We start from the raw sequence: 20,571 nt of genomic DNA on the forward strand, positions 1-20,571 counted from the left end.
GTTGGAAAATCCGACTGCCACTATTTCTTTAGTGTGGCTTGGTTTTATATCTAAGGGTACGGGTGAGGATGGTGCCAAAAAGGTCATTGCGAAAAATGGATCTGTTACTATTAAAGGTGAAGGACAAATCACTGAAGTTATAGATAACAGACCTTATTTAGATCCTAAAAGTAGACCATCATTTAGGAAGAATGTTCCAGAAAAAACTTTTGAGAAAGCAAAAGGGCCAGATGGATTGGTGCGAGATCCACTCTATCCAGAAAAAGTAATTGAGTGGGAACCTGGTCAACCTAGAAAAAATGTTTGGGATATGGGGCATCTTCCAGAACACAAATATTCTGAGATGCATAAGAGATATTTAAACGAAGAGTTAACACCAAAAGAGCTTCGTGATTGGTATAATAATCCTGATAACTATCGTCCAGAATTACCTAGTACTAATAGGAGTCATAAAATAGAATAATTAAGAGGGGTGCTGACAATAAAAATTGATTTAATTGCAAAATTAAAAAATACAAGTGAATTTTTAAAAGCATACAAAGATGAAGATGAAAAAAAAGTATTTGATGGGAAAAGTTTGATATTCTTTTCGTTATCAAATACTGACTTACCTTCACGCTATGAGATTAGTAATTTCTTATTAGATAAAAATATCGATGTATTATGTAAAAATAGTGAAGATGAAACTGTGTTGCATGTTTTACTAGGGCAACGAAAAAATGACATAGAAGAAACTTATAGATTATGTAAAAGACTTATAGAAAAGGGTGTTAATATTAATGAGAAAGATGGAAACGGTCAAGTTGCATTAATTTATATAATTCGATTAAATAAATCAGATGAAGAATTAGAAAAGTTATATAATTTGTGGTTTTCTCAACCAAACTTAGATTTAACCTCTAAAGATAGTACAGGATTTACAGCTATTGAATACGCTAGAAAATTCCCATATAGATCAAGTTTAATTGAAAGGATGGAAAAATATGAATCAAAAAGAACCTATTGAATTTATTAAAAAAGCTGGGGCTTGTATTGTTTCAAAAAATATAATAAATGAAACAGGAAGATTGAAATGGATATTGAGAGAGAAATCTGTGGATGTTGTGGATAATGGTTGGAGATTTTTTTCAGAAATTGATGATGATGATTACATTAATAATCCTGATAATTTAGTAGTATGTGATTTTAATACTGTAGCAAATATTGAACCGGCCATTCTAGGAATATACGAGCTCCCAATAGGTAGTGACTTACAATTAGTTTCTGAAAATGGAAAAATAAAATTTGTTGATAATTTAACTGGTAAAGAAATTTGACGATCATTAATAATCATGAACAAGTAAGAAGAATATACGGTAGTGTACTATCTAAGCTAGATGAAGTATTAAAAGCAATCTAATAATAACCACCTTAATGGGCTAAAAACCTTTTAAGGTGGTTTTTAATCTAGTACCAAATATGAGGCTAAATTCATCAGTTATATAATTTATTAACAATCGTTTCTATTAATTGAAGTACCATGCATACACCCAAATGCGGATTATATTGGTCGACCGTCCTGTCAGCCGGAAAAGCTTTTAGAAAATGAGCTAGTACAAGGGCTCATTCGTGCAAAGACAACAACGATCGAGTTAACCAATGAGGCCAATGCCATTATGCAAACGGTCTCGGATATCGTCTCCCTCCCCTTCTTACAAGAAGAAGGCGTTGTCAGAGCTAGTGATGAGGCCATCAAATACAAAGATGAAACGATCGAAAAACTCGTGCAGTTTGATATGCTGCAAACACAAGCAGTAGTGCTAGTGGAAAGCCTCCTCCAATCTATTACGGAACAAATTCAGTTTATGGTGGATATTTTCGTCGCAAGCGTCAATACGAACACAACGTCCTACCAGGGCTTATCGTGTGAACGCCCTGAGTCGACAGAAATCGAAGAGGAAATTACAAGTGAAGCCGAACTACAAGCATTAATTGAAGAAAACCTCAAAAATCCTATTCCATCAGATGATCAAATTACGTATGAAGGTATGCGAAAAGTTCTAGGTGGTAATGGTTCAGGCACAATAGATGGATTGGCTCCATTTGGAATCTTAGGTTATACACTCTTTAATGAGCTCCTTGGTAAGGACCTTGCCAAAATGACGGATTTAAACTCTACACCTAGAGAAAGCCTTGAGGCAACATTTTCATTAGTAGGCCCTGGTAAGTTAGTAAAAGGTGGAAAAAAACTAGATAACTTAAAAGATTTTGAAAAAGTTTTGGAGACGGTTTTTGAAGTAGCCAATGATACTAAAAAGGCTAAGGAAATCCAAAAAGTTAATCAGAAAGATATTGATCAACTTGGGGAGTATGTGAAGAGTCTTGATAAGGGTAAGGGTAAAGTTGCGGTGCTTAAATCTAGAAAATTATCTTCTGAACAAATTGAGTTAGATTGGCTAGCTGACAAGTATACTGCTGTAGAAGTAAAAGGAACAGTTAAAGTTGGTGGAAAGGAAGTAGATGTATCCAGAAGAGTGTACCAAATTGAGATTGATAAAAATTATGTACCTAATAATCCGAAGGCACTAGGAAAGTCGAATGGAAAATTAATGGAAAAGGGTAACTCTCCATATATTGTGAAGGGTGGGGTAGAAAGTAAAGTTGAATTACACCATTTAATTCAAAAAGAACCTGGTGGGATGGTTGAAATTGCGGAGTTAACTCATGATAAATACGATTCGACGCTACATGGTTTGGTTGAAAATGGAAAGAGTTTTAGAAATAATCCAGAACTTGAAAAAATGTATAATAACTTTAGAAGTAACTATTGGAAAATGCGTGCTAGTGAATAATAGGAGTGAGTTTAATTTATGGATGAAAGAATTATTAAGATGATCGAAAATTATGGTGAAGAAGATGATTTTTTTGGAGAAGTATTAGAAGAATATATTAATAAGGCTGAAGAAAAACTTAGAGTTAAATTTCCTCGAAGTTATCGCAATTTTATAAAAAAATATGGTTCGGGAGGAATATGTGGAGTTGAGTTTGAAGGTGTTCAGGGTAATTTAGGAGCATCTGTAGTTGATGCAACAGAGAGATGGAGAAAATTAGGGTTGGGTATGAACTTAATTGTTTTAGAGGACTCGGGAGAATTTGCTAGATGTATGTATTGTGCAGATATTAATGATGACAGAATATATAGTTGGGAAAGGTGGGGGGCAGATTTACACCCAAGATATAATACATTTGATGACTATGTAATAGACATATTTCAAGAAGGAATTGATAACTGGTAAAAAACAATAAGGTTAATCCAGGGGATACTTATGAATCAATTAACGGCCCCGTACAAACTCGTAAGTTAAATGCAGTAGTAGTGATGACTTACAAAGGTGTCATACTGTTAATATAAATCTTACAAATTTAAGCTACTTAAAAACATACAAGCTTAGTGCACTTGATTGTCAACTGGGACTGAACCTGTTTTCGGTACAGGGATGAAAGCACCTTTAATCAGCTATCAAAAATTAATGAAATAATAGGTATAGGATTTAAGGAATTAAATCTATCTAAATTAATAAATGACTTCACAGGTGGGCTACAGGAGATGATTGTTTTTTTATTAGCGGATTTTAAGATTACAACATAGGGTACGGGTAATATTGTTGTAGATAAGTATGGTGTTTTGAAAAAAATAAAACTATAACTGGGCAAGCTCATCACTTAAATCAAGATGCGGCATATAGAGAAAAGATACCTACTAAAGAAGGTGCGTCAACAAAATTAGGTGGAGATGCCTTTAAAGATGTCGATTCACCACATTATAATGCTCATGAAAGTCTTGAACAGTTCTGGAATCAATTTAGAAGGGGTGGGGATAGAAATGGTGAAACTCCAACGAACCTTGAATACACTAAGGCAGTGGTTGACTCATTAAAAGCCTCTGGATATACTCAAGAACAGGCTATGCAAATTGCCAAAGAAGCAGTAAAACAGAGGGAGAGTATGGACTGTTAGGTGGAGAGCCAGTACCGAGGATTCCAGGAAGAATTAATCAAAAGAAGAGATAATTTTTAAAGTGAGGGATTAAAGTGGAAATAGACCAAGATATTCTTAATAGAATTAAACAAATTAATTGGTTGACTAATTGTGGACAGACCTTGCAAAATGAAATGCAGATTAGTTATACAAAGGTTTATAATTGGAAAGAAGCTATGCGAAACTATCAGGACTCAAATTGGGAAAAAACAACCCTAGAAGCACGTAATGAATTAACTGTTTTTTTACACAATAAATATCGTGACCAATACTCCAAGTGGAACAGTATAGTTAAAGAGGCCAGAATGTTTGTAGAAAAAGAGATAATACCTAAAATAGAGAACTATAGAGAAAAGAATGAACTTGATAAAGTGTTTATTGATTGTGTGGAATGGGATATTTTAAATGCCATTATGGAATCTACTTACTCGAAATGTAACCACAGACCAGTATTCTTCCTTGAACTATTAAAAGTCTATGAGTCTGGTAATTTTCCTTGTGGTTGGGATGGAGGATGGCCAGAAGGTAATTTAATCGTTTATTAAAGTTGTATTCCATTACCTTTTGAGCTCTGTCTAAAAAATCAACAGTCCGTGAAGGTAAGCAGACATACGAGATTGGTTGCAGTGACTTAATTAAGGAAGCTACTAACTTACTACTCGATTTATATTTACACACGAGAATGACAAAGCTTGTGGCGAAATACAAAGGTACAATGCAAGCTACTACTTTTTAATTTGCTTACAGTTAAAAATATCCTTGAATTTGAATTAATAACTCATGAAGGCTAAACCATCAAGAGATGCTATTTTTATAGTAAAGCAATAAGAGCGAGAATAGGCGAGATGACATTTTACTGGGTGATGTATATAAACACATGGAATGTATATGAAAATAACGACTCATACAAGCTCGTAAGTATTAATGAAATACTTGGCACGATAAAAAAAGGTGTCATACCGTTACTATAAAAATTATAAAATTTATGCTACTTAAAAACAGATGAACTTAAAGCACTTGATTGTCAACTAAAGGCAACAGGTGCTTTTTGTTTTTGGTGAGAAATTTATGCTTTGGACGACATTAAAAATGCTAATGAAAATCAATAGTTTATGATGGTTGTACCATCAAGGCATTATGTTTAATACTGGATAGCATGAAAAGTAAGATAACCGGGCGAGATGACATTTTACATGTCGGAGGGACTAAGGAAGTAGTTTAATAAGGTTATAAACGGGTGACTTTTTTTATTTATAGTTTTTAAGATTACAACATAGGGTACGGGTAATGGGAGTAAAAAAACTAATGTGGCTGACTTTGATGCGAAAACAGCTACAAATAAACAAAAGGGTAATTTTGGAGAAATAAAATCATTTGATAACCTATTAAACAATGAAAGTTTATAAGAAGCTGGGTATGACTTAAAGCCAATAGGAAGGGATGCACCATCAAGCATAAATGATAAAATAGTAAAAGGGATTGACGGATTATATGAAAATAAAAATCCAGATTCCAATATTAAATATGTTATTGATGAAGCTAAGTTTGGTAGTTCACAATTAAGTAAGACACCTAGAGATGGACCACAAATGTCAAATGAGTGGTTGAAAGGTACAAAAACTGAAAAAAGTAGAATTTTGAAAGCTGTTGGCGGAGACCAAAAACTGGCAGATAAGATTGAGGACGCATTGGATGAAAATGAGGTTGAAGGAGTCTTATCAAAGGTCGATAGTAGTGGAAGTGTAAAAACATTTAGGTTAAATGCTAAGGGTGAAATAATTGGAGAATGGCCTTAATTGGCAAGGAGGAATTATATATCATGAGGGATCATCTATGTATAGAAGAAAAATGTAGAGAAGGAATTGAATATCATAAAGAATTTATTGCTGAAAAAAGGCAGGATATTAGAAATCTGGAGGAGGATACTAAAAATGGTATTCAAAGAAAATCCATAGACAATAACAGTATTATAGAGGCAAGATATTTAAGGACTTTTAAATATGAGATGGAGGATATTAGGGCAAAATATTCTTTAGGGGATGACATTGGTACATTCGAAGAGGATTTTCATAATGCCCTGGATGATTTAGAGCATACAGGGACTAGGGAAGTTGGCTATTTAAGTCTGCTGTGGACAATTTCCTTAGGAATCCTTTTAGAAACGGATAAAAAGAACATAGAAAGAATAAGTAAGGTAGTTGAGAAAAAAGAAATAAACGATGCAGTGATTGATTTTTTATTATGTGCTAGTGATATCGGATATACAAAAATAGCCAATGAGTATGATAAAGAAAATCCGTACGCAAAAACAAGGGAAATTATAGATCTTGCGCAAACCGATAAGAAAGAAGCATCTAAAAGATTACAAACGTATATGGAGAAAGAATGGTTTAAAGGGCATTATGACTATGAATGGAAAAAAGCACATAAAGAACCTGGGTATGTAGGGTTTTGGAGCTTTGAAACAGCAGCAATAACAAAGATACTAGAACTTGATGATACAAGCTTAATAAATAATAATCACTATCCATATGACTTGGCACATTACAAGAATTCTATGAAATTCAAGCCAATTTCCCTAAGTGACTACAACAATGAACAAGAGATTGAGGAGCTAGATGAAGTAATAGAAGGAATTGATAATAATCCCTTATTGGAAAAGATTATTCCACCAATATGGCACGCATTTGTTAATGAATTGATACAAGATTATAACGAGCTGGATAATCGTAGTTTTTATGAAAAATACAAAAAAACGATTGGGTTAGGGCAAATTTGGTTCTTATTAAAGGAATATGAAGAAGAAAATGAGGGGAAAAATCTTTTAGGAAGTTTAATTGTTTTTGCGATGGTTGAAAAAGGCTGCATATTGCAATTGGATTATAAAGATGATTTGGAAGATTACGATTCAAATAAAAAAAATTATTGGAATACAGAAACGAAATTGGTTCAATTTATATTAGATAATGATCAGAATTATTATGCTTTGGTACCAAATGAGGTGGATATTAGCGCTATTTATGAAGTTCCCCTTCAAGATGTAAATTAAATGAATGAAAAAATGGTGGTAGTTGGGTAATCTGACTGCCGCTATTTTTTTTAGGGGCTTGGTATTATAGAGTGCGGATCACCTGATAGATGATGATTCCACCAAAATGTATAAGGGCGTTTAAGAAAAATAGAAAGGGTAATAAAAATAACCTATTATTGATGAACTTGAAATTATATTCAAGCTCATTTTTATAGTTTAGACGTTACGCAGTGTTGAATAAACCATTTGTTAATAATAGAATAGTAATACCTCTTGAAAACCCTTTATATGGAAGGTACAATTGATATGAGTTAAATTTAACCATAATTATAAATAAATTACTTTATTTCAGGATAGTCAAAATCGAAAGTAATGGTCAAGAATAGACCTCAACTCTCCTTATGATGTCTAAATTTACCCATTCTCATTTCGCCATCCACAGGAGACAATGATGATGACTTCGAACAAGGTATACATATGATAGGTATGATTCCCTTGCAGGAGGTGGTGCTTAATGGCGAAGAAAGGGAAAGGCAAAGGATTTTTAGGCAAGGCAGCTAGTTTCCTCGGCAGTATCCCAAGTGTCGCGAATGTAGCAAAGAAAGCGGTCAAATCAACAGCGAAAAAAGCGGCCAAATCCACAATGATAGAATCAAAAGCTTCAGACTCTGCGAATTTTACCTATTCTGATAAACAAAAGCTGGGTGGTGAGGATTACTTCTCGAAAATGCTTAATAGTAACGACTCAAGATACTCTGATTTTAGAGAGAAATTTGATGAATTAAAAGAAGAAAATCCTGGATTGGAATAAACAACTTGATTAATTGAGGTGAATATATTGTTGAATCCCAAAAAACTGCAATTATCATATAAAAGATATTGTAAAAATTTTGTTGAGGGAATAAAGTTTGAGGATGTAGAAGAAGAGTATATGGATAGTTTTAATAGAATTTCTCAAATTGTGACGTTGAATGATATTGAAAAGGACCATATTTTATTAATAGATTTAGATTCAATAGAATCACATAATTTTTCTAAATGGAAGAGAGATGTACTTGTAAATCATGAGAAAAAATCAGATGAATTAAAAAAAATTATGATGGTTATTTTCCATCAGTGCATGGCACAAAGTCTTTATAAAAGTAGATATCCTAAAATGTTTGTCAAATACACTTTTAGAGAAGCAATTATGACCTTAATTCATTTCACAATGTTTGGATGGGAAAAGGAAGAGAATATATTATTTAATTTTATTGTAGATCATTTTGATAGCCGTTGGATGAATGCAAATGATTTGAACAAACATACGTGGTTTTTATTAGAGCTTTATTTGCAGTCTCGAAACAAAACCATTTTTGGAACAAACCAAAATCTTCATAAAGCTGTGAAAGAACAATTTAAAAAAATGGATTTAGAACATGGCTTAATACCGGAAGAATTAAATGTTTATACGGAAGTATTAAAACACTGGGAAACACCTCAGCTAGATGAAATCAAAACTTTAATTGATAAAATGTCTGTGTTTCATTCGATTTTAGCCTCAGAGCTAGGAGAGTCTATTGAATTTGGGGACTTTGGATACGGATTTTACCCCTATGAAATTTTATTTTTACTTTTCGTAAGGAAAAAACGCAGATTACCTATTCCAGAAGAATTTGATGATTTCTTAATGAAAACACCTGAAGCAAAAATGATAATTAGTGATCCCGAACCATACCCTGAATGGGATCCTCTCTTAAAACTTATAGATGGTTTTTATCGGAAGAATTATCCGGATTATATTCCGAATCGATATGGCGAACTTTTTCAAAACTAAAATAGCCTTTTATGGGAGGGAAACAAAATGCAATTTCAAGAAATCGTATCTATCATTTTTGACAAGACGGATCATTTGGAGAATGCTCTAGATGACTTAGACAAAAAAATAGACTTTCATGCATGGATATTAGAATATGGGATGTCAACTAAGAGATTCCTCTATCTTGATTATAAGGGGGAAGAGGACTATGAGATAGTGAATTACATCTTAGATTACGAATTCAACCATGGTATTGAACTTGCCTCACAAGAAGAACTTGAGCAGCTTGGTGAATTTGAATATGAGTTCTTACCCGACAAGATTAGAGAGGTAAACGAAATTATTTCATCAAAAGGATATGGTTTATTTTCTTATCCAACTACTGGTGATTATTATGCTTTATTCATTGAGGAACTAGTAAATAAAACGAAACTATTACAGTTTGAAATACTTGAAAATGAAAATATTCCTCTAAGCGGGAAATATATACAATATTATAATTAAATTTATTTTTTCGTTAGAATAATATTATTTCAAGAAAATGAGATACACATCAATGGATGACTGATTAAGAGGTCGTACAATTTGACTGGATTAAGAAAGGGTTAGTACTTGCATGTCTATTTATAATAAATAAAAGGAACCTTAGGAGAGTCTTAATTTGGCATGTGACAATTTCACAGATTAAGTTAGCTCAATATATAGAATGCAACAATAACATTTTTGATTGACAGCCAGTTAGCGGTTCATCCCTATTACTGGCTGTTTTATTTACTCATCTACCTAAAAATACATCAAGAGACGGGCATTGAAGTCCACAGCAATCATCCAATCATTTTAACAGCCAGTGATGACATCACGTTCTCGGGCAAAATGATCGCCATGATCACAAGTGACTCACTCCATTTCACATGCGGATCGAGCAGTCTTGTACTCGATGGCATCACCGATATTCAAGGTCAAATCGTAGAAATGGATGGCTCGATTAAAGCGCCAGTTTCTATCTCAACAACGACTGAAGACGACGATGATGATGATGACTTCGAACAAGGTCTAGATTTGATAGGTATGATTCTACTCGCTGGGGGTGGGACTTGCAGTTTCGATAGAATCGAGCTCTATCAAACAAAGGATGGACAGCGCGTTCGGTGTCTTTTCAAAGGGCAAATAACAGAAATGAACATTCGAACGGTGAGAGATATTAGGGGCTAAATTGTCCCCTATAAGATAGGCACTGTGAAAAGCTGAAAAAAATAGACAAGATAAAGAAATTGAGGTATTAAGGTGGATAATAAAATTGAATTTCTGAGAAAATATAGGAAGAATGTGCAATTGGTATTGTGTAATGAGATTAATACAATTGATCATAGTCAAGTACCTGATTTTTGGTACGAATTGTTTCAAGAGAAAAATCTAGATAAGAGAGTAGAAAGAATTTTATTTATATGGAATAAATATGTAGGGATGGAGTTAAGAAATACTATTTCTTATTTATCTCAACATCTTAAAGAAATAGATTTTATTGTTGAAAATAACAAATATTCAATTTTATATACGATTGAAACAGATAACGGTGAAATACAATATTACGAAGGAAGAAATCCTAAAGAAGTATTTAATAATGTAGAATTAGAAAAATCTTGGAATAAATTCCCCTTATCATTACGGAATTTCTATCAAAATATTCATAATGGTTTCTATTTTTATGCGAGTAAGTCTATGGGGCTAGTTCCTATAGAAAATGTAACCTTTTTTGATGATGATGAGTGGGGTATTATTGAGGAATTAGAAGAGCCTTTACAAATAGATTTAAAAACGACATTTGGTTTCTTTAAAAGTGGTATGGGTGGTTATGTAGCAATAGATTTTAATGATTGTGATAATGAAAATGCAGTTTTGTGGTGGACTGATGAAGAACCGAGATATAATATTAACTTTTGGGATATAGTTGATGAATGGATAGTAATTGGTTTTGAATCATGATGATGTTAATCAGCTAAGATAATGAACACAAAGCACTTGAGTGCCTATAACAGGAGACAAGTGCTTTTTCGTAATTTATATACCTTAAAAAAGGCAAAGGAAAAGATTGTTAAGGTTTTCACTAAGGCAAGGGAGCTTAAAATGATCTATCGTAAGTCCGTAATCAAATAACGCATATAAAATCAAGCACCTCCAGTACGATATTTATATCAATTAAAGGGAGATGATTAGTAAATGAATCAAAAACTTACTTACTTAAAAAAGTACAATGAAAATGTTCGAATATTAACAATCGATGAAATTAGTAGATTGAATGATGATGAAATACCAATTGAATGGAGAAAACTCTTTTATAATGATGATATTAAAGAGAGAATTGATTTGCTTCTGAACATATGGAGAAAAAATGTAGGTATTGAATTAAGGAACACGATTTCTTATCTAAATGAACATCTTATAAATATTGAAATTATGGATGTAGTAGGCGATTATTCTGTTTTATACACTATAAAAAATTCCAAAGGAGACATATTATATTACGAAGGGCGTAATCCCCAAAAGGGACAAAAAAACATAGAATTAGAAGATTCTTGGGATAAAATACCGACTTCAATTAAAAGTTTTTATAAAAATGTTCACGACGGTTTTTATTACTATGCTAGTGAATCAATGGGCTTAGTTCCACTTGAATCAGTAACATATCTTGGGGACGAGGATATTGAATGGAGTATTATTGATGATTTAGAAGAACCTATAAAAATTAACTTAGATTCATCATTTGGCTTTTTCACTAATGGTATGGGGAGCTACGTAGCTATAGATTTTACAAATTGTACTAATAACAAAGCTACCTTTTGGTCTGCAAAATTAAAGCCTAAATATAATATCAGTTTTTGGAGTTATGTAGATGAATGGATTGTAATTGGCTTTGAAATGTAACTCGGTAAAGGTATTTTTATAATAGTATTTGTCCACGAGAATGGAAAATCGATCATGTTATTCCTAGCGATAAAGGTGGTACTAACAGTTATAGTAATGCTCAAGTATTATCTCGAAAAGAAAACAGAGAAAAATCAAATAAGTTACCCCCAGAGACTTGATAAATTAAGCAAGCTAACACTACTAACCTAAACAAAAGAGGAGAAAAAAATGAAACCTATGACATTAAATAGTCAATTAAATAAAAACAACATATGGAGTGGTTGTATACTCGCATCGGTAGCGCATGCAATTATGGTTGCTCACTATCCAGAATTATCATATGAACATTCATGGGACGATGATAACTATAGTATTGTCGATGATTCGGGAGGGAGAGGAACTATTACTTTCAAAGATAATTATTTTGTTGGGGCATTTCGAGATGACAATTTCCTCAGAACTGATATTCCTACAGCAATAGATTTTTTTACGGGTGCACCAAAGGATGTCATTGAGTTGGCTAAGAATGAAACCTTAGAATATCTCCTTGAAGAGGATGAAAATGGCACAATCTCGCCATCTATCACGACAGCAATTTGGGGTGATAATGATACTATTACTTCAATTGATAATATTGTTAAAATAGTCCAATGTGGTGGGTATTTATTAGAGAAACAGCTTATGGATAGTGACGTTGCAATTGAAGCTTGGCAAGATTATTATGAGATGACTTCTGAACAAGTAGAATTGTTAAAGTCCGTTTATGTGAAGAAAATAAATAATCCTAATGGGGAAATCACTTTGAAAAAAAGTGAGATCAAACTAATTGGAACTGAAAGTATTGAAGGTTTGAGTGAAAGTGAGACTTCGTTTGAGGAAATTAGGGTGTATTGGGAGAAGTAGACTGCTACTATGGTTACCCAATGTTGAGTGAATCTAATATTCGATCAATAATACATGTAACTCCTGCATAAAGATGTCACTAATTCAATTGTAAGTATCTCGATGCTTGAATTTTATATTCTAAATAGGGCTATTTCGTTATACCAAACAGGTTAATTGTGGTCAGACACTATCATGATTGATCTTTTTTTGTTATTGGAAATTTTCCACAACTGTAAAATGAGCTGTCAGAATAGTGGGAATGGACGCACCATTAAGGAGTCTGTTTCTATCTCGCCATCCACTGGAGACGATAATGATGACTTCGAACAAGACCTCGACGTTATGGGCATGATACCTTTCGCAGAGGGGCTTAATGGCGAAGAAAGGGAAGGACAAGGGATTTTTAGATAAGGCAGCTAGTTTCCTTGGCAGTATCCCAAGCGTCGCGAATGTAGCAAAAAAGGCGGTCAAGACCACAACGAAAAAAGCCAAAAAAGCAGCAAGTTCAGCCAAAAAGAAAGTCAAAAAGAAGGCAAAGAAGGCGAAGAAAAAGCTAGGCAAAGTTTATACAAAAGCTCGTAAAACCGCGAACAATCTGTCCAAAAGCAAAATAGTTAAACAGGTTAAGAAAGTGGCGAAGAAGAGTGTACTGGCAACGAAAAAAGCCGCTCAAAAGACGAAGAAAGCTGTCACAAAAGCCGCTCAGAAGACGAAGAAAGCTGTCAAAAAAGCCAGTCAGAAGGTAAAAGCAGCTGTTAAAGACACGAAAAAGGTTATGAAAAAAGTGGGAGGCAAAATTGCTTACACCTATACTTCCTTTAAAGAAGGAGGATATAAGGGAGTTGCCTCGGCAGTTTTGGACTTTGTTCCGGTAATCGGCAATATAAAAGCGGGAATTGAGATTGCCACCGGAAAAGAAATGTTTACAAATCGCAAGCTAGAAAATTGGGAACGAGGCGTAGGATTTGCGGCTGTATTTGGCGGAGGTTTAGTTAAAGGAGCTGTACGTGGCGGTAAATTTGCATCTGGCATCGTCGCTGGCAGCAAGAATACAACAAAAAATACCGAACTGGCTAAAAAGCAGATAGAGAATAAGGGTACGGGTAATGGTAGTAAAAAAACTAATGTGGCTGACTTTGATGCGAAAACAGCTACAAATAAACAAAAGGGGAATTTTGGAGAAATACAATCATTTGATAACCTATTAAACAATAAAAGTTTAAAAGAAGCTGGGTATGACTTAAAACCAATAGGTAGGGGTGCACCATCAAGCATAAATGATAAAATAGTAAAAGGGATTGACGGATTATATGAAAATAAAAATCCAGATTCCAATATTAAATATGTTAGATAGTAATGGGAATGTAAAAACATTTAGGTTAAATACAAAGGGTGAAATAATAGGAGAATGGCCTTAATTGGCAAGGAGGAATTAAATATTATGAGGGATCGTCTGTGTATAGAAGGAGAATGTAGGGAAGGGATAGAATATAATAAAGATTTTATTGAAGAAAATAAAGAGGATATCAAAGGCTTAGAAGAAGATGAAAGAAATGGTATTCAACGGTACCCTAAAGATAATAAAAGTATTATAGAAGCAAGTTATTTAAGGACATTTAAATATGAGATGGAGAATATTAGAGCAAAGTATTCTTTAGGGGATGACATTAGTACAATCGAAGAAGATTATCATAATGCCATAGATGATTTAGAGAAGACAGGGACTGGGAAAGTTGGATATATATTTATGAATTGGACAATTTCCCTAGGTATTTTACTAGAAACAGATAAAAAGAATATAGAAAGATTAAGTAAGGTAGTTGAGAAAAAGGAAATAAATGATGCAGTAATTGATTTTTTACTATGTGCTAGTGACATCGGATATACAAAAATCATCAATGAATATTATAAAGAAAATCCATATGCAAAAACAAGGGAAATTATAGATCTTGCGCAAACCGATAAGAAAGAAGCATCTAAAAGATTACAAACGTATATGGAGAAAGAATGGTTTAAAGGTCATTATGATTACGAATGGAAGAATGCACATAAAGAACCTGGATATGTAGGATATTGGAGCTTTGAAACGGCTGCACTGGCAAAGATTCTTGAGCTGGATGATACAAGCCTAGTAAATAACAATCATTATCCATATGACTTGGCGCATTACAAGAATTCAATGAAATTCAAGCCAATTTCCCTAAGTGACTACGACAATGAACAAGAGATAGAGGAGCTTGACATCATAGAAGGAATTGAAAGGAATCCTGCATTGGAAAAGGTGATTCCACCAAGATGGCACGCATTCGTTAATGAATTGATACAAGATTATAACGAGCTGGATAATCGTAGTTTTTATGAAAAATACAAAAAAACGATTGGGTTAGGGCAAATTTGGTTCTTATTAAAGGATTATGAAGAAGAAAATGAGGGGAAAAATCTTTTAGGAAGTTTAATTGTTTTTTCAATGGTTGAAAAAGGCAGCATATTGCAATTGGATTATAAAGATGATTTGGAAGATTACGATTCAAATATAAAAAATTATTGGAATACAGAAACGAAATTGGTTCAATTTATATTAGATAATGATCAGAATTATTATGCTTTGGTACCAAATGAGGTGGATATTAGCGCTATTTATGAAGTTCCCCTTCAAGATGTAAATTAAATGAATGAAAACATGGTGGTAGCTGGGTAATCTGACTGCCGCTATTTTTTTAGGGGCTTGGTATTATATCTAAGAGTGCGGATCACCTGATAGATGATGATTCCACCAAAATGTATAAGGGCGTTTAAGAAAAATAGAAAGGGTAATAAAAATAACCTATTATTGATGAACTTGAAATTATATTCAAGCTCATTTTTATAGTTTAGACGTTACGCAGTGTTGAATAAACCATTTGTTAATAATAGAATAGTAATACCTCTCGAAAACCCTTTATATGGAAGGTGCAATTAATATTCGGTAAATTTCACCATAATTATCAATAAATTACTTTATTTCAGGATAGTCAAAATCGAAAGTAATGGTCAAGAATAGACCTCAACTCGCCTTATGATGTCCAAATTTACCCATTCTCATTTCGCCATCCACAGGAGACGATGATGATGACTTCGAACAAGGTATACATATGATAGGTATGATTCCCTTGCAGGAGGTGGTGCTTAATGGCGAAGAAAGGGAAAGGCAAAGGATTTTTAGGCAAGGCAGTTAGTTTCCTCGGCAGTATCCCAAGTGTCGCGAATGTAGCAAAGAAAGCTGTCAAATCAACAGCGAAAAAAGCGGCCAAATCCACAATGATTGAATCAAAAGCTTCAGACTCTGCGAATTTTACCTATTCTGATAAACAAAAGCTGGGTGGTGAGGATTACTTCTCGAAAATGCTTAATAGTAAAGACTCAAGATACTCCGATTTTAGAGAGAAATTCGATGAATTAAAAGAAGAAAATCCTAGATTGGAATTTAATTTTATTAGGGTAGAAACAGATATCAAAATTACGAAAACAGGATTTGGTGTAGAGGAATTAAAAGTAAAGGATTGGAATAAACAACTTGATTAATTGAGGTGAATATATTGTTAAATCCCAAAAAACTGCAGTTATCATATAAACGATATTGTAAAAATTTTGTTGATGGAATAAAGTTTGAGGATGTAGAAAAAAGGTATTTAAATAGCCAGAGTAAAATTACACATATAGTAGAATTGAATGATGTTGAAAAGGATCATATTCTTTTAATAAGATTAGGTTCAATAGAATCACATAATTTTTCTAAATGGAAGAGAGATGTACTTGTAAATCATGAGAAAAAATCAGATGAATTAAAAAAAATTATGATGGTTATTTTCCATCAGTGCATGGCACAAAGTCTTTATAAAAGTAGATATCCTAAAATGTTTGTCGAATACACTTTTAGAGACGCAATTATGACCTTGATTCATTTCACAATGTTTGGATGGGAAAAGGAAGAGGATATATTATTTAATTTTATTGTAGATCATTTTGATAGCCGTTGGATGAATGCAAATGATTTGAACAAACATACGTGGTTTTTATTAGAGCTTTATTTGCAGTTCCGGAATAAAACCATTTTTGGAACAAATCAAAATCTTCATAAAGCTGTGAAAGAACAATTTAAAAAAATGGATTTAGAATATGGCTTAATACCGGAAGAATTAAACGTTTATACTGAAGTATTAAAACACTGGGAAACACCTCAGCTAGATGAAATCAAAACTTTAATTGATAAAATGTCTGTGTTTCATTCGATTTTAGCCTCAGAGCTAGGAGAGTCTATTGAATTTGGGGACTTTGGATACGGATTTTACCCCTATGAAATTTTATTTTTACTTTTCGTAAGGAAAAAACGCAGATTACCTATTCCAGAAGAATTTGATGATTTCTTAATGAATACACCTGAAGCAAAAATGATAATTAGTGATCCCGAACCATACCCAGAATGGGATCCTCTCTTAAAACTTATAGATGGTTTTTATCGGAAGAATTATCCGGATTATATTCCGAATCGATATGGCGAACTTTTTCAAAACTAAAATAGCCTTTTATGGGAGGGAAACAAAATGCAATTTCAAGAAATCGTATCTATCATTTTTGACAAGACGGATCATTTGGAGAATGCTCTAGATGACTTAGACAAAAAAATAGACTTTCATGAATGGATATTAGAATATGGGATGTCAACTAAGAGGTTCCTCTATCTTGATTATAAGGGGGAAGAGGACTATGAGATAGTGAATTACATCTTAGATTACGAATTCAACCATGGTATTGAACTTGCCTCACAAGAAGAACTTGAGCAGCTTGGTGAATTTGAATATGAGTTCTTACCCGACAAGATTAGAGAGGTAAACGAAATTATTTCATCAAAAGGATATGGTTTATTTTCTTATCCGCGAGAGGTTAACTTATTACTGCTACCTATAAACATATAAACTTAAAGCACTTGATTTTCGATTAAAAGTAACAAGTGCTTTTTATTATAAGACTACAAAATAGGAAGTTAAAAATTATATGATTGAGTTAGATAAGAAATATGGTGAGAATTTTAATCCACCAATTAAGGGGTGAGAAGTTTATAGAAAGGATGTAACAAATGAAACTATTTTTTATTGAACCAGAAGTTGCTGGTGGTCATGGTGAACAGACTGTTTACAGAACTGAAGAGGATATTGTAAAAGAGGATATCAGAAAAGGTGAAATTTTTACACTATGAGTTTGAAGGATGGCTTGGAGATGACCTTTTAGAGTCAACACCAGCTTTCATAGTGTCAAGTTTACTAGAAACAGAATTACAGAAAAGTGATATTAAAGATTACAAATTAGAACCATGTTTAATTACAACATCTGATGTATTTAAAGAAATGTATCCAAATAAAGAAATCCCTCCATTTAGCAGATTTATTCCACTTGGTAAAATTGAGGTAGAAGGAGAGCATTTCACAAATTGGTCAGGGCATCATTTCTGTTTATCATCCAAAGGCGAGTTAGTTGTAACTAAAGAAGCATTGGAGTTTTTAAAAACCGTTTCGTTAGATAATTATTATATTACTTCTTTAACACAAGCGTAATTATTAGAACCTTAGAGAAAATAAGACATTCTCTAAGGTTCTAATAATTTTGGATAATGGGGTGTCGAATAAATCCCTTTTTACTTTGATAAGTAAGATAACTCATATGAAATCTATAGGACATTTTAAGGATTTTACAGTACGTACAATCAATAATAAATTTTATACCCTAAATAATACTTTACTTTCTTTAAATAATCACAATATTAACAAGTAACACTTTGCATACTGTTTCTATCGTTGACAGATAAACCCTGTCCGTATTGTCTGAACAAAGATGACTGATTGTATTAGGACGTAATCTGGTCATTTTTGCGAAGGCGAAGGAAAAGCTCGGCAAAGTGTATACAAAAGCTCGCAAGACCGCGAACAATCTGTCCAAAAGCAAAATAGTCAAACAGGTTAAGCAAGTGGCGAAGAAGGGTGTACTTGCAACGAAGAAAGCCGCTCAAAAGACGAAGAAAGCTGTCAAAAAAGCCAGTCAGAATGTAAAAGCAGCTGTTAAAGACACGAAAAAGGTTATGACAAAAGTGGCGCGGAAAGTTGCCATCACTTACAATGCCTTTAAAGAAGGCGGTTATAAAGAAACACTTTACCACCACGTACAGCTCCTTTGACTAAACCTCCGCCAAATACAGTCGATTATATGAAAATAAAAATCCAGATTCCAATATCAAATATGCTATTGATGAAGCTAAGTTTGGCAGTTCACAATTAAGTAAGACGCCTAACGATGGACCGCAAATGTCAGATAATTGGTTGAAAGGTACGAAATCTAAAAAAAGCCGGATATTAAAAGTTGTTAATGGAGATGAATAATTAGCGGGAATAATCAAGAGAGCATTAAATAAAGATCAAGTAGAAAGAGTACTATCAAAGGTTGATAGTAGTGGAAATGCAAAAACATTTAGGCTAGATTCGGATGGTGACATAATAGGAGAATGGCCTTAATTTAGAGGGAGGAATATCATATAATGAGAGATCATCTATGTAAAGAAGAAAAATGTAGAAAAGGAATTGAGTATCATCAAAGGTTTATTGAAGAAAATAGAGAAGAAATTAAAGGTTTGGAAGAAGATACGAAAAATGGAATACAAAGATATTCTAAAGATAATAATAGTATTATTGAAAGTACCTATCTTTCAAGTTTTATTCATCAGATAGATGATACTAGTGCAAAATATTCTTTAGGGGATGACATTAGTACAATCGAAGAAGATTATCATAATGCCATAGATAATTTAGAGCAGACAGGAAAAAAAGAAGCAGGTTATATTAATATACTGTGGACAATTTCCTTAGGCATCTTACTAGAAACAGATAAAAAGAATATCGAAAGATTAAGTAAGGTAGTTGAGAAAAAGGAAATAAATGATGCAGTAATTGATTTTTTATTATGTGCTAGTGATATCGGATATACGAAAATCACCAATGAGTATGATAAAGAAAATCCGTACGCAAAAACAAGGGAAATTATAGATCTTGCGCAAACGGATAAGAAAGAAGCATCTAAAAGGTTACAAACGTATATGGAGAAAGAATGGTTTAAAGGTCATTATGATTATGATTGGAAGAATTCACATAAAGAGCCTGGATATGTAGGATATTGGAGCTTTGAAACGGCTGCACTGGCAAAGATTCTTGAGCTGGATGATACAAGCCTAGTAAATAACAATCATTATCCATATGACTTGGCACATTATAAGCATTCAATGAAATTAAAGCCAATTTCCCTAAGTGACTACGACAATGAACAAGGGATTGAGGAGCTTTACATAATAGAAGGAATTGAAAAGAATCCTGCATTGGAAAAGGTGATTCCACCAAGATGGCACGCATTTGTTAATGAATTGATACAAGATTATAACGAGCTGGATAATCGTAGTTTTTATGAAAAATACAAAAAAACGATTGGGTTAGGGCAAATTTGGTTCTTATTAAAGGATTATGAAGAAGAAAATGAGGGGAAAAATCTTTTAGGAAGTTTAATTGTTTTTGCGATGGTTGAAAAAGGCTGCATATTGCAATTGGATTATAAAGAAGATTTGGAAGATTACGATTCAAATATAAAAAATTATTGGAATACAGAAACGAAATTGGTTCAATTTATATTAGATAATGATCAGAATTATTATGCTTTGGTACCAATTAATGTAGATGTTAGAGTTATGTATGAAGTTATCCTTCAAGATGTGAAGTAAGTTAAATTGAATGAATGATAAAATGGTGGCAGTTGGAAAATCCGACTGCTACTATTTCTTTAGTGGGCTCGTTTTTATAATATAAGGGTTACCATCGATAGTATTTATCGCATGATAATATTCCCCAGTTTTTTTATATATACCTTA

Annotated in this window: 23 protein-coding genes and 3 pseudogenes; 25 read left to right on the forward strand and 1 reads right to left on the reverse strand. The window is 33.1% G+C overall.

Features of this window, described 5'->3' with window-relative positions:
* Position 1: 1 nt before the first annotated feature.
* The 23 genes and pseudogenes from CSE16_RS21840 to CSE16_RS09205 all read left to right on the forward strand — a co-directional run bounded on the left by CSE16_RS21840 (position 2) and on the right by CSE16_RS09205 (position 18,223).
* A complete protein-coding gene (locus CSE16_RS21840) occupies positions 2–463 on the forward strand; it encodes an HNH/ENDO VII family nuclease (protein WP_253896215.1) in 462 nt (153 codons plus the stop codon).
* A 9-nt stretch (positions 464–472) separates the two neighbouring features.
* The gene (locus CSE16_RS09095) at positions 473–1,006 is read left to right on the forward strand and encodes an ankyrin repeat domain-containing protein (RefSeq protein WP_099423605.1); all 534 of its coding nucleotides are present in this window, start codon (positions 473–475) and stop codon (positions 1,004–1,006) included.
* Positions 984–1,316 carry a DUF2185 domain-containing protein gene (locus CSE16_RS09100; RefSeq protein WP_099423606.1) on the forward strand — a complete coding sequence of 111 codons (333 nt, stop codon included), beginning with the start codon at positions 984–986 and terminating at the stop codon, positions 1,314–1,316. The genes CSE16_RS09095 and CSE16_RS09100 overlap by 23 nt, the downstream gene beginning before the upstream one ends.
* Positions 1,317–1,544: 228 nt before the next feature.
* Positions 1,545–2,831: an HNH/ENDO VII family nuclease gene (locus tag CSE16_RS21845; RefSeq protein ID WP_256376320.1), complete on the forward strand. Its 1,287-nt coding sequence runs from the start codon at positions 1,545–1,547 to the stop codon at positions 2,829–2,831.
* Between the two features lie 18 nt (positions 2,832–2,849).
* Positions 2,850–3,275 carry an SMI1/KNR4 family protein gene (locus CSE16_RS09110; RefSeq protein ID WP_099423608.1) on the forward strand — a complete coding sequence of 142 codons (426 nt, stop codon included), beginning with the start codon at positions 2,850–2,852 and terminating at the stop codon, positions 3,273–3,275.
* Positions 3,276–4,070: 795 nt separating this feature from the next.
* Positions 4,071–4,562, forward strand: a complete 492-nt coding sequence (locus CSE16_RS09120) for a hypothetical protein (RefSeq protein WP_099423609.1) — start codon at positions 4,071–4,073, stop codon at positions 4,560–4,562.
* A 750-nt stretch (positions 4,563–5,312) separates the two neighbouring features.
* Positions 5,313–5,813 (forward strand): annotated as a pseudogene (locus tag CSE16_RS22180) (cytoplasmic protein); the annotation flags it as partial.
* Positions 5,814–5,836: 23 nt separating this feature from the next.
* A complete protein-coding gene (locus tag CSE16_RS09135) occupies positions 5,837–7,066 on the forward strand; it encodes a PoNi-like cognate immunity protein (protein ID WP_099423610.1) in 1,230 nt (409 codons plus the stop codon).
* 496 nt (positions 7,067–7,562) lie between these two features.
* Positions 7,563–7,859, forward strand: a complete 297-nt coding sequence (locus CSE16_RS09140; protein ID WP_099423611.1) for a hypothetical protein — start codon at positions 7,563–7,565, stop codon at positions 7,857–7,859.
* Between the two features lie 27 nt (positions 7,860–7,886).
* Positions 7,887–8,864 (forward strand): hypothetical protein, encoded by a 978-nt coding sequence (locus CSE16_RS09145; protein WP_099423612.1) that lies wholly within the window; start codon positions 7,887–7,889, stop codon positions 8,862–8,864.
* 27 nt (positions 8,865–8,891) lie between these two features.
* A complete protein-coding gene (locus CSE16_RS09150; protein WP_099423613.1) occupies positions 8,892–9,350 on the forward strand; it encodes a DUF6630 family protein in 459 nt (152 codons plus the stop codon).
* A gap of 378 nt (positions 9,351–9,728) precedes the next feature.
* Positions 9,729–10,058: a hypothetical protein gene (locus CSE16_RS09155; protein ID WP_157764777.1), complete on the forward strand. Its 330-nt coding sequence runs from the start codon at positions 9,729–9,731 to the stop codon at positions 10,056–10,058.
* 72 nt (positions 10,059–10,130) lie between these two features.
* Complete coding sequence (locus CSE16_RS09160; RefSeq protein WP_099423615.1) at positions 10,131–10,829, forward strand: SMI1/KNR4 family protein; 699 nt, start codon at positions 10,131–10,133, stop codon at positions 10,827–10,829.
* A gap of 234 nt (positions 10,830–11,063) precedes the next feature.
* Positions 11,064–11,768 (forward strand): SMI1/KNR4 family protein, encoded by a 705-nt coding sequence (locus CSE16_RS09165; RefSeq protein WP_099423616.1) that lies wholly within the window; start codon positions 11,064–11,066, stop codon positions 11,766–11,768.
* A gap of 47 nt (positions 11,769–11,815) precedes the next feature.
* Complete coding sequence (locus CSE16_RS22185) at positions 11,816–11,929, forward strand: HNH endonuclease signature motif containing protein (RefSeq protein ID WP_371514645.1); 114 nt, start codon at positions 11,816–11,818, stop codon at positions 11,927–11,929.
* A gap of 49 nt (positions 11,930–11,978) precedes the next feature.
* A complete protein-coding gene (locus tag CSE16_RS09175) occupies positions 11,979–12,653 on the forward strand; it encodes a hypothetical protein (RefSeq protein ID WP_099423617.1) in 675 nt (224 codons plus the stop codon).
* Positions 12,654–13,410: 757 nt separating this feature from the next.
* Positions 13,411–13,641, forward strand: a pseudogene (locus tag CSE16_RS22190) (pre-toxin TG domain-containing protein); the annotation flags it as partial.
* 108 nt (positions 13,642–13,749) lie between these two features.
* Positions 13,750–13,983: pseudogene (locus tag CSE16_RS22195) on the forward strand (hypothetical protein); the annotation flags it as partial.
* A gap of 93 nt (positions 13,984–14,076) precedes the next feature.
* Complete coding sequence (locus CSE16_RS09185) at positions 14,077–15,303, forward strand: PoNi-like cognate immunity protein (protein ID WP_099423619.1); 1,227 nt, start codon at positions 14,077–14,079, stop codon at positions 15,301–15,303.
* Positions 15,304–15,803: 500 nt separating this feature from the next.
* Positions 15,804–16,196: a hypothetical protein gene (locus CSE16_RS21550; protein ID WP_172954371.1), complete on the forward strand. Its 393-nt coding sequence runs from the start codon at positions 15,804–15,806 to the stop codon at positions 16,194–16,196.
* Between the two features lie 14 nt (positions 16,197–16,210).
* Complete coding sequence (locus tag CSE16_RS09195) at positions 16,211–17,188, forward strand: hypothetical protein (RefSeq protein ID WP_099423620.1); 978 nt, start codon at positions 16,211–16,213, stop codon at positions 17,186–17,188.
* 27 nt (positions 17,189–17,215) lie between these two features.
* A complete protein-coding gene (locus tag CSE16_RS09200; protein ID WP_253896217.1) occupies positions 17,216–17,587 on the forward strand; it encodes a hypothetical protein in 372 nt (123 codons plus the stop codon).
* 261 nt (positions 17,588–17,848) lie between these two features.
* The gene (locus tag CSE16_RS09205; protein ID WP_253896218.1) at positions 17,849–18,223 is read left to right on the forward strand and encodes a hypothetical protein; all 375 of its coding nucleotides are present in this window, start codon (positions 17,849–17,851) and stop codon (positions 18,221–18,223) included.
* Between the two features lie 190 nt (positions 18,224–18,413).
* On the opposite strand, the gene CSE16_RS22045 is transcribed toward CSE16_RS09205, so the two are convergent.
* Positions 18,414–18,533: a helix-turn-helix domain-containing protein gene (locus CSE16_RS22045; protein ID WP_157764884.1), complete on the reverse strand. Its 120-nt coding sequence runs from the start codon at positions 18,531–18,533 to the stop codon at positions 18,414–18,416.
* Between the two features lie 100 nt (positions 18,534–18,633).
* On the opposite strand from CSE16_RS22045, the gene CSE16_RS09215 reads away from it, so the two are divergent.
* Both CSE16_RS09215 and CSE16_RS09225 read left to right on the forward strand, forming a co-directional pair.
* Entirely contained in the window at positions 18,634–18,840 is a 207-nt protein-coding gene (locus CSE16_RS09215) for a hypothetical protein (protein ID WP_157764778.1), read from the forward strand.
* A gap of 357 nt (positions 18,841–19,197) precedes the next feature.
* Entirely contained in the window at positions 19,198–20,424 is a 1,227-nt protein-coding gene (locus CSE16_RS09225; protein WP_099423622.1) for a PoNi-like cognate immunity protein, read from the forward strand.
* The last annotated feature ends 147 nt before the right edge of the window (positions 20,425–20,571 follow it).

The organism is Solibacillus sp. R5-41, from assembly GCF_002736105.1.
Classification (GTDB): Bacteria; Bacillota; Bacilli; order Bacillales_A; family Planococcaceae; genus Solibacillus.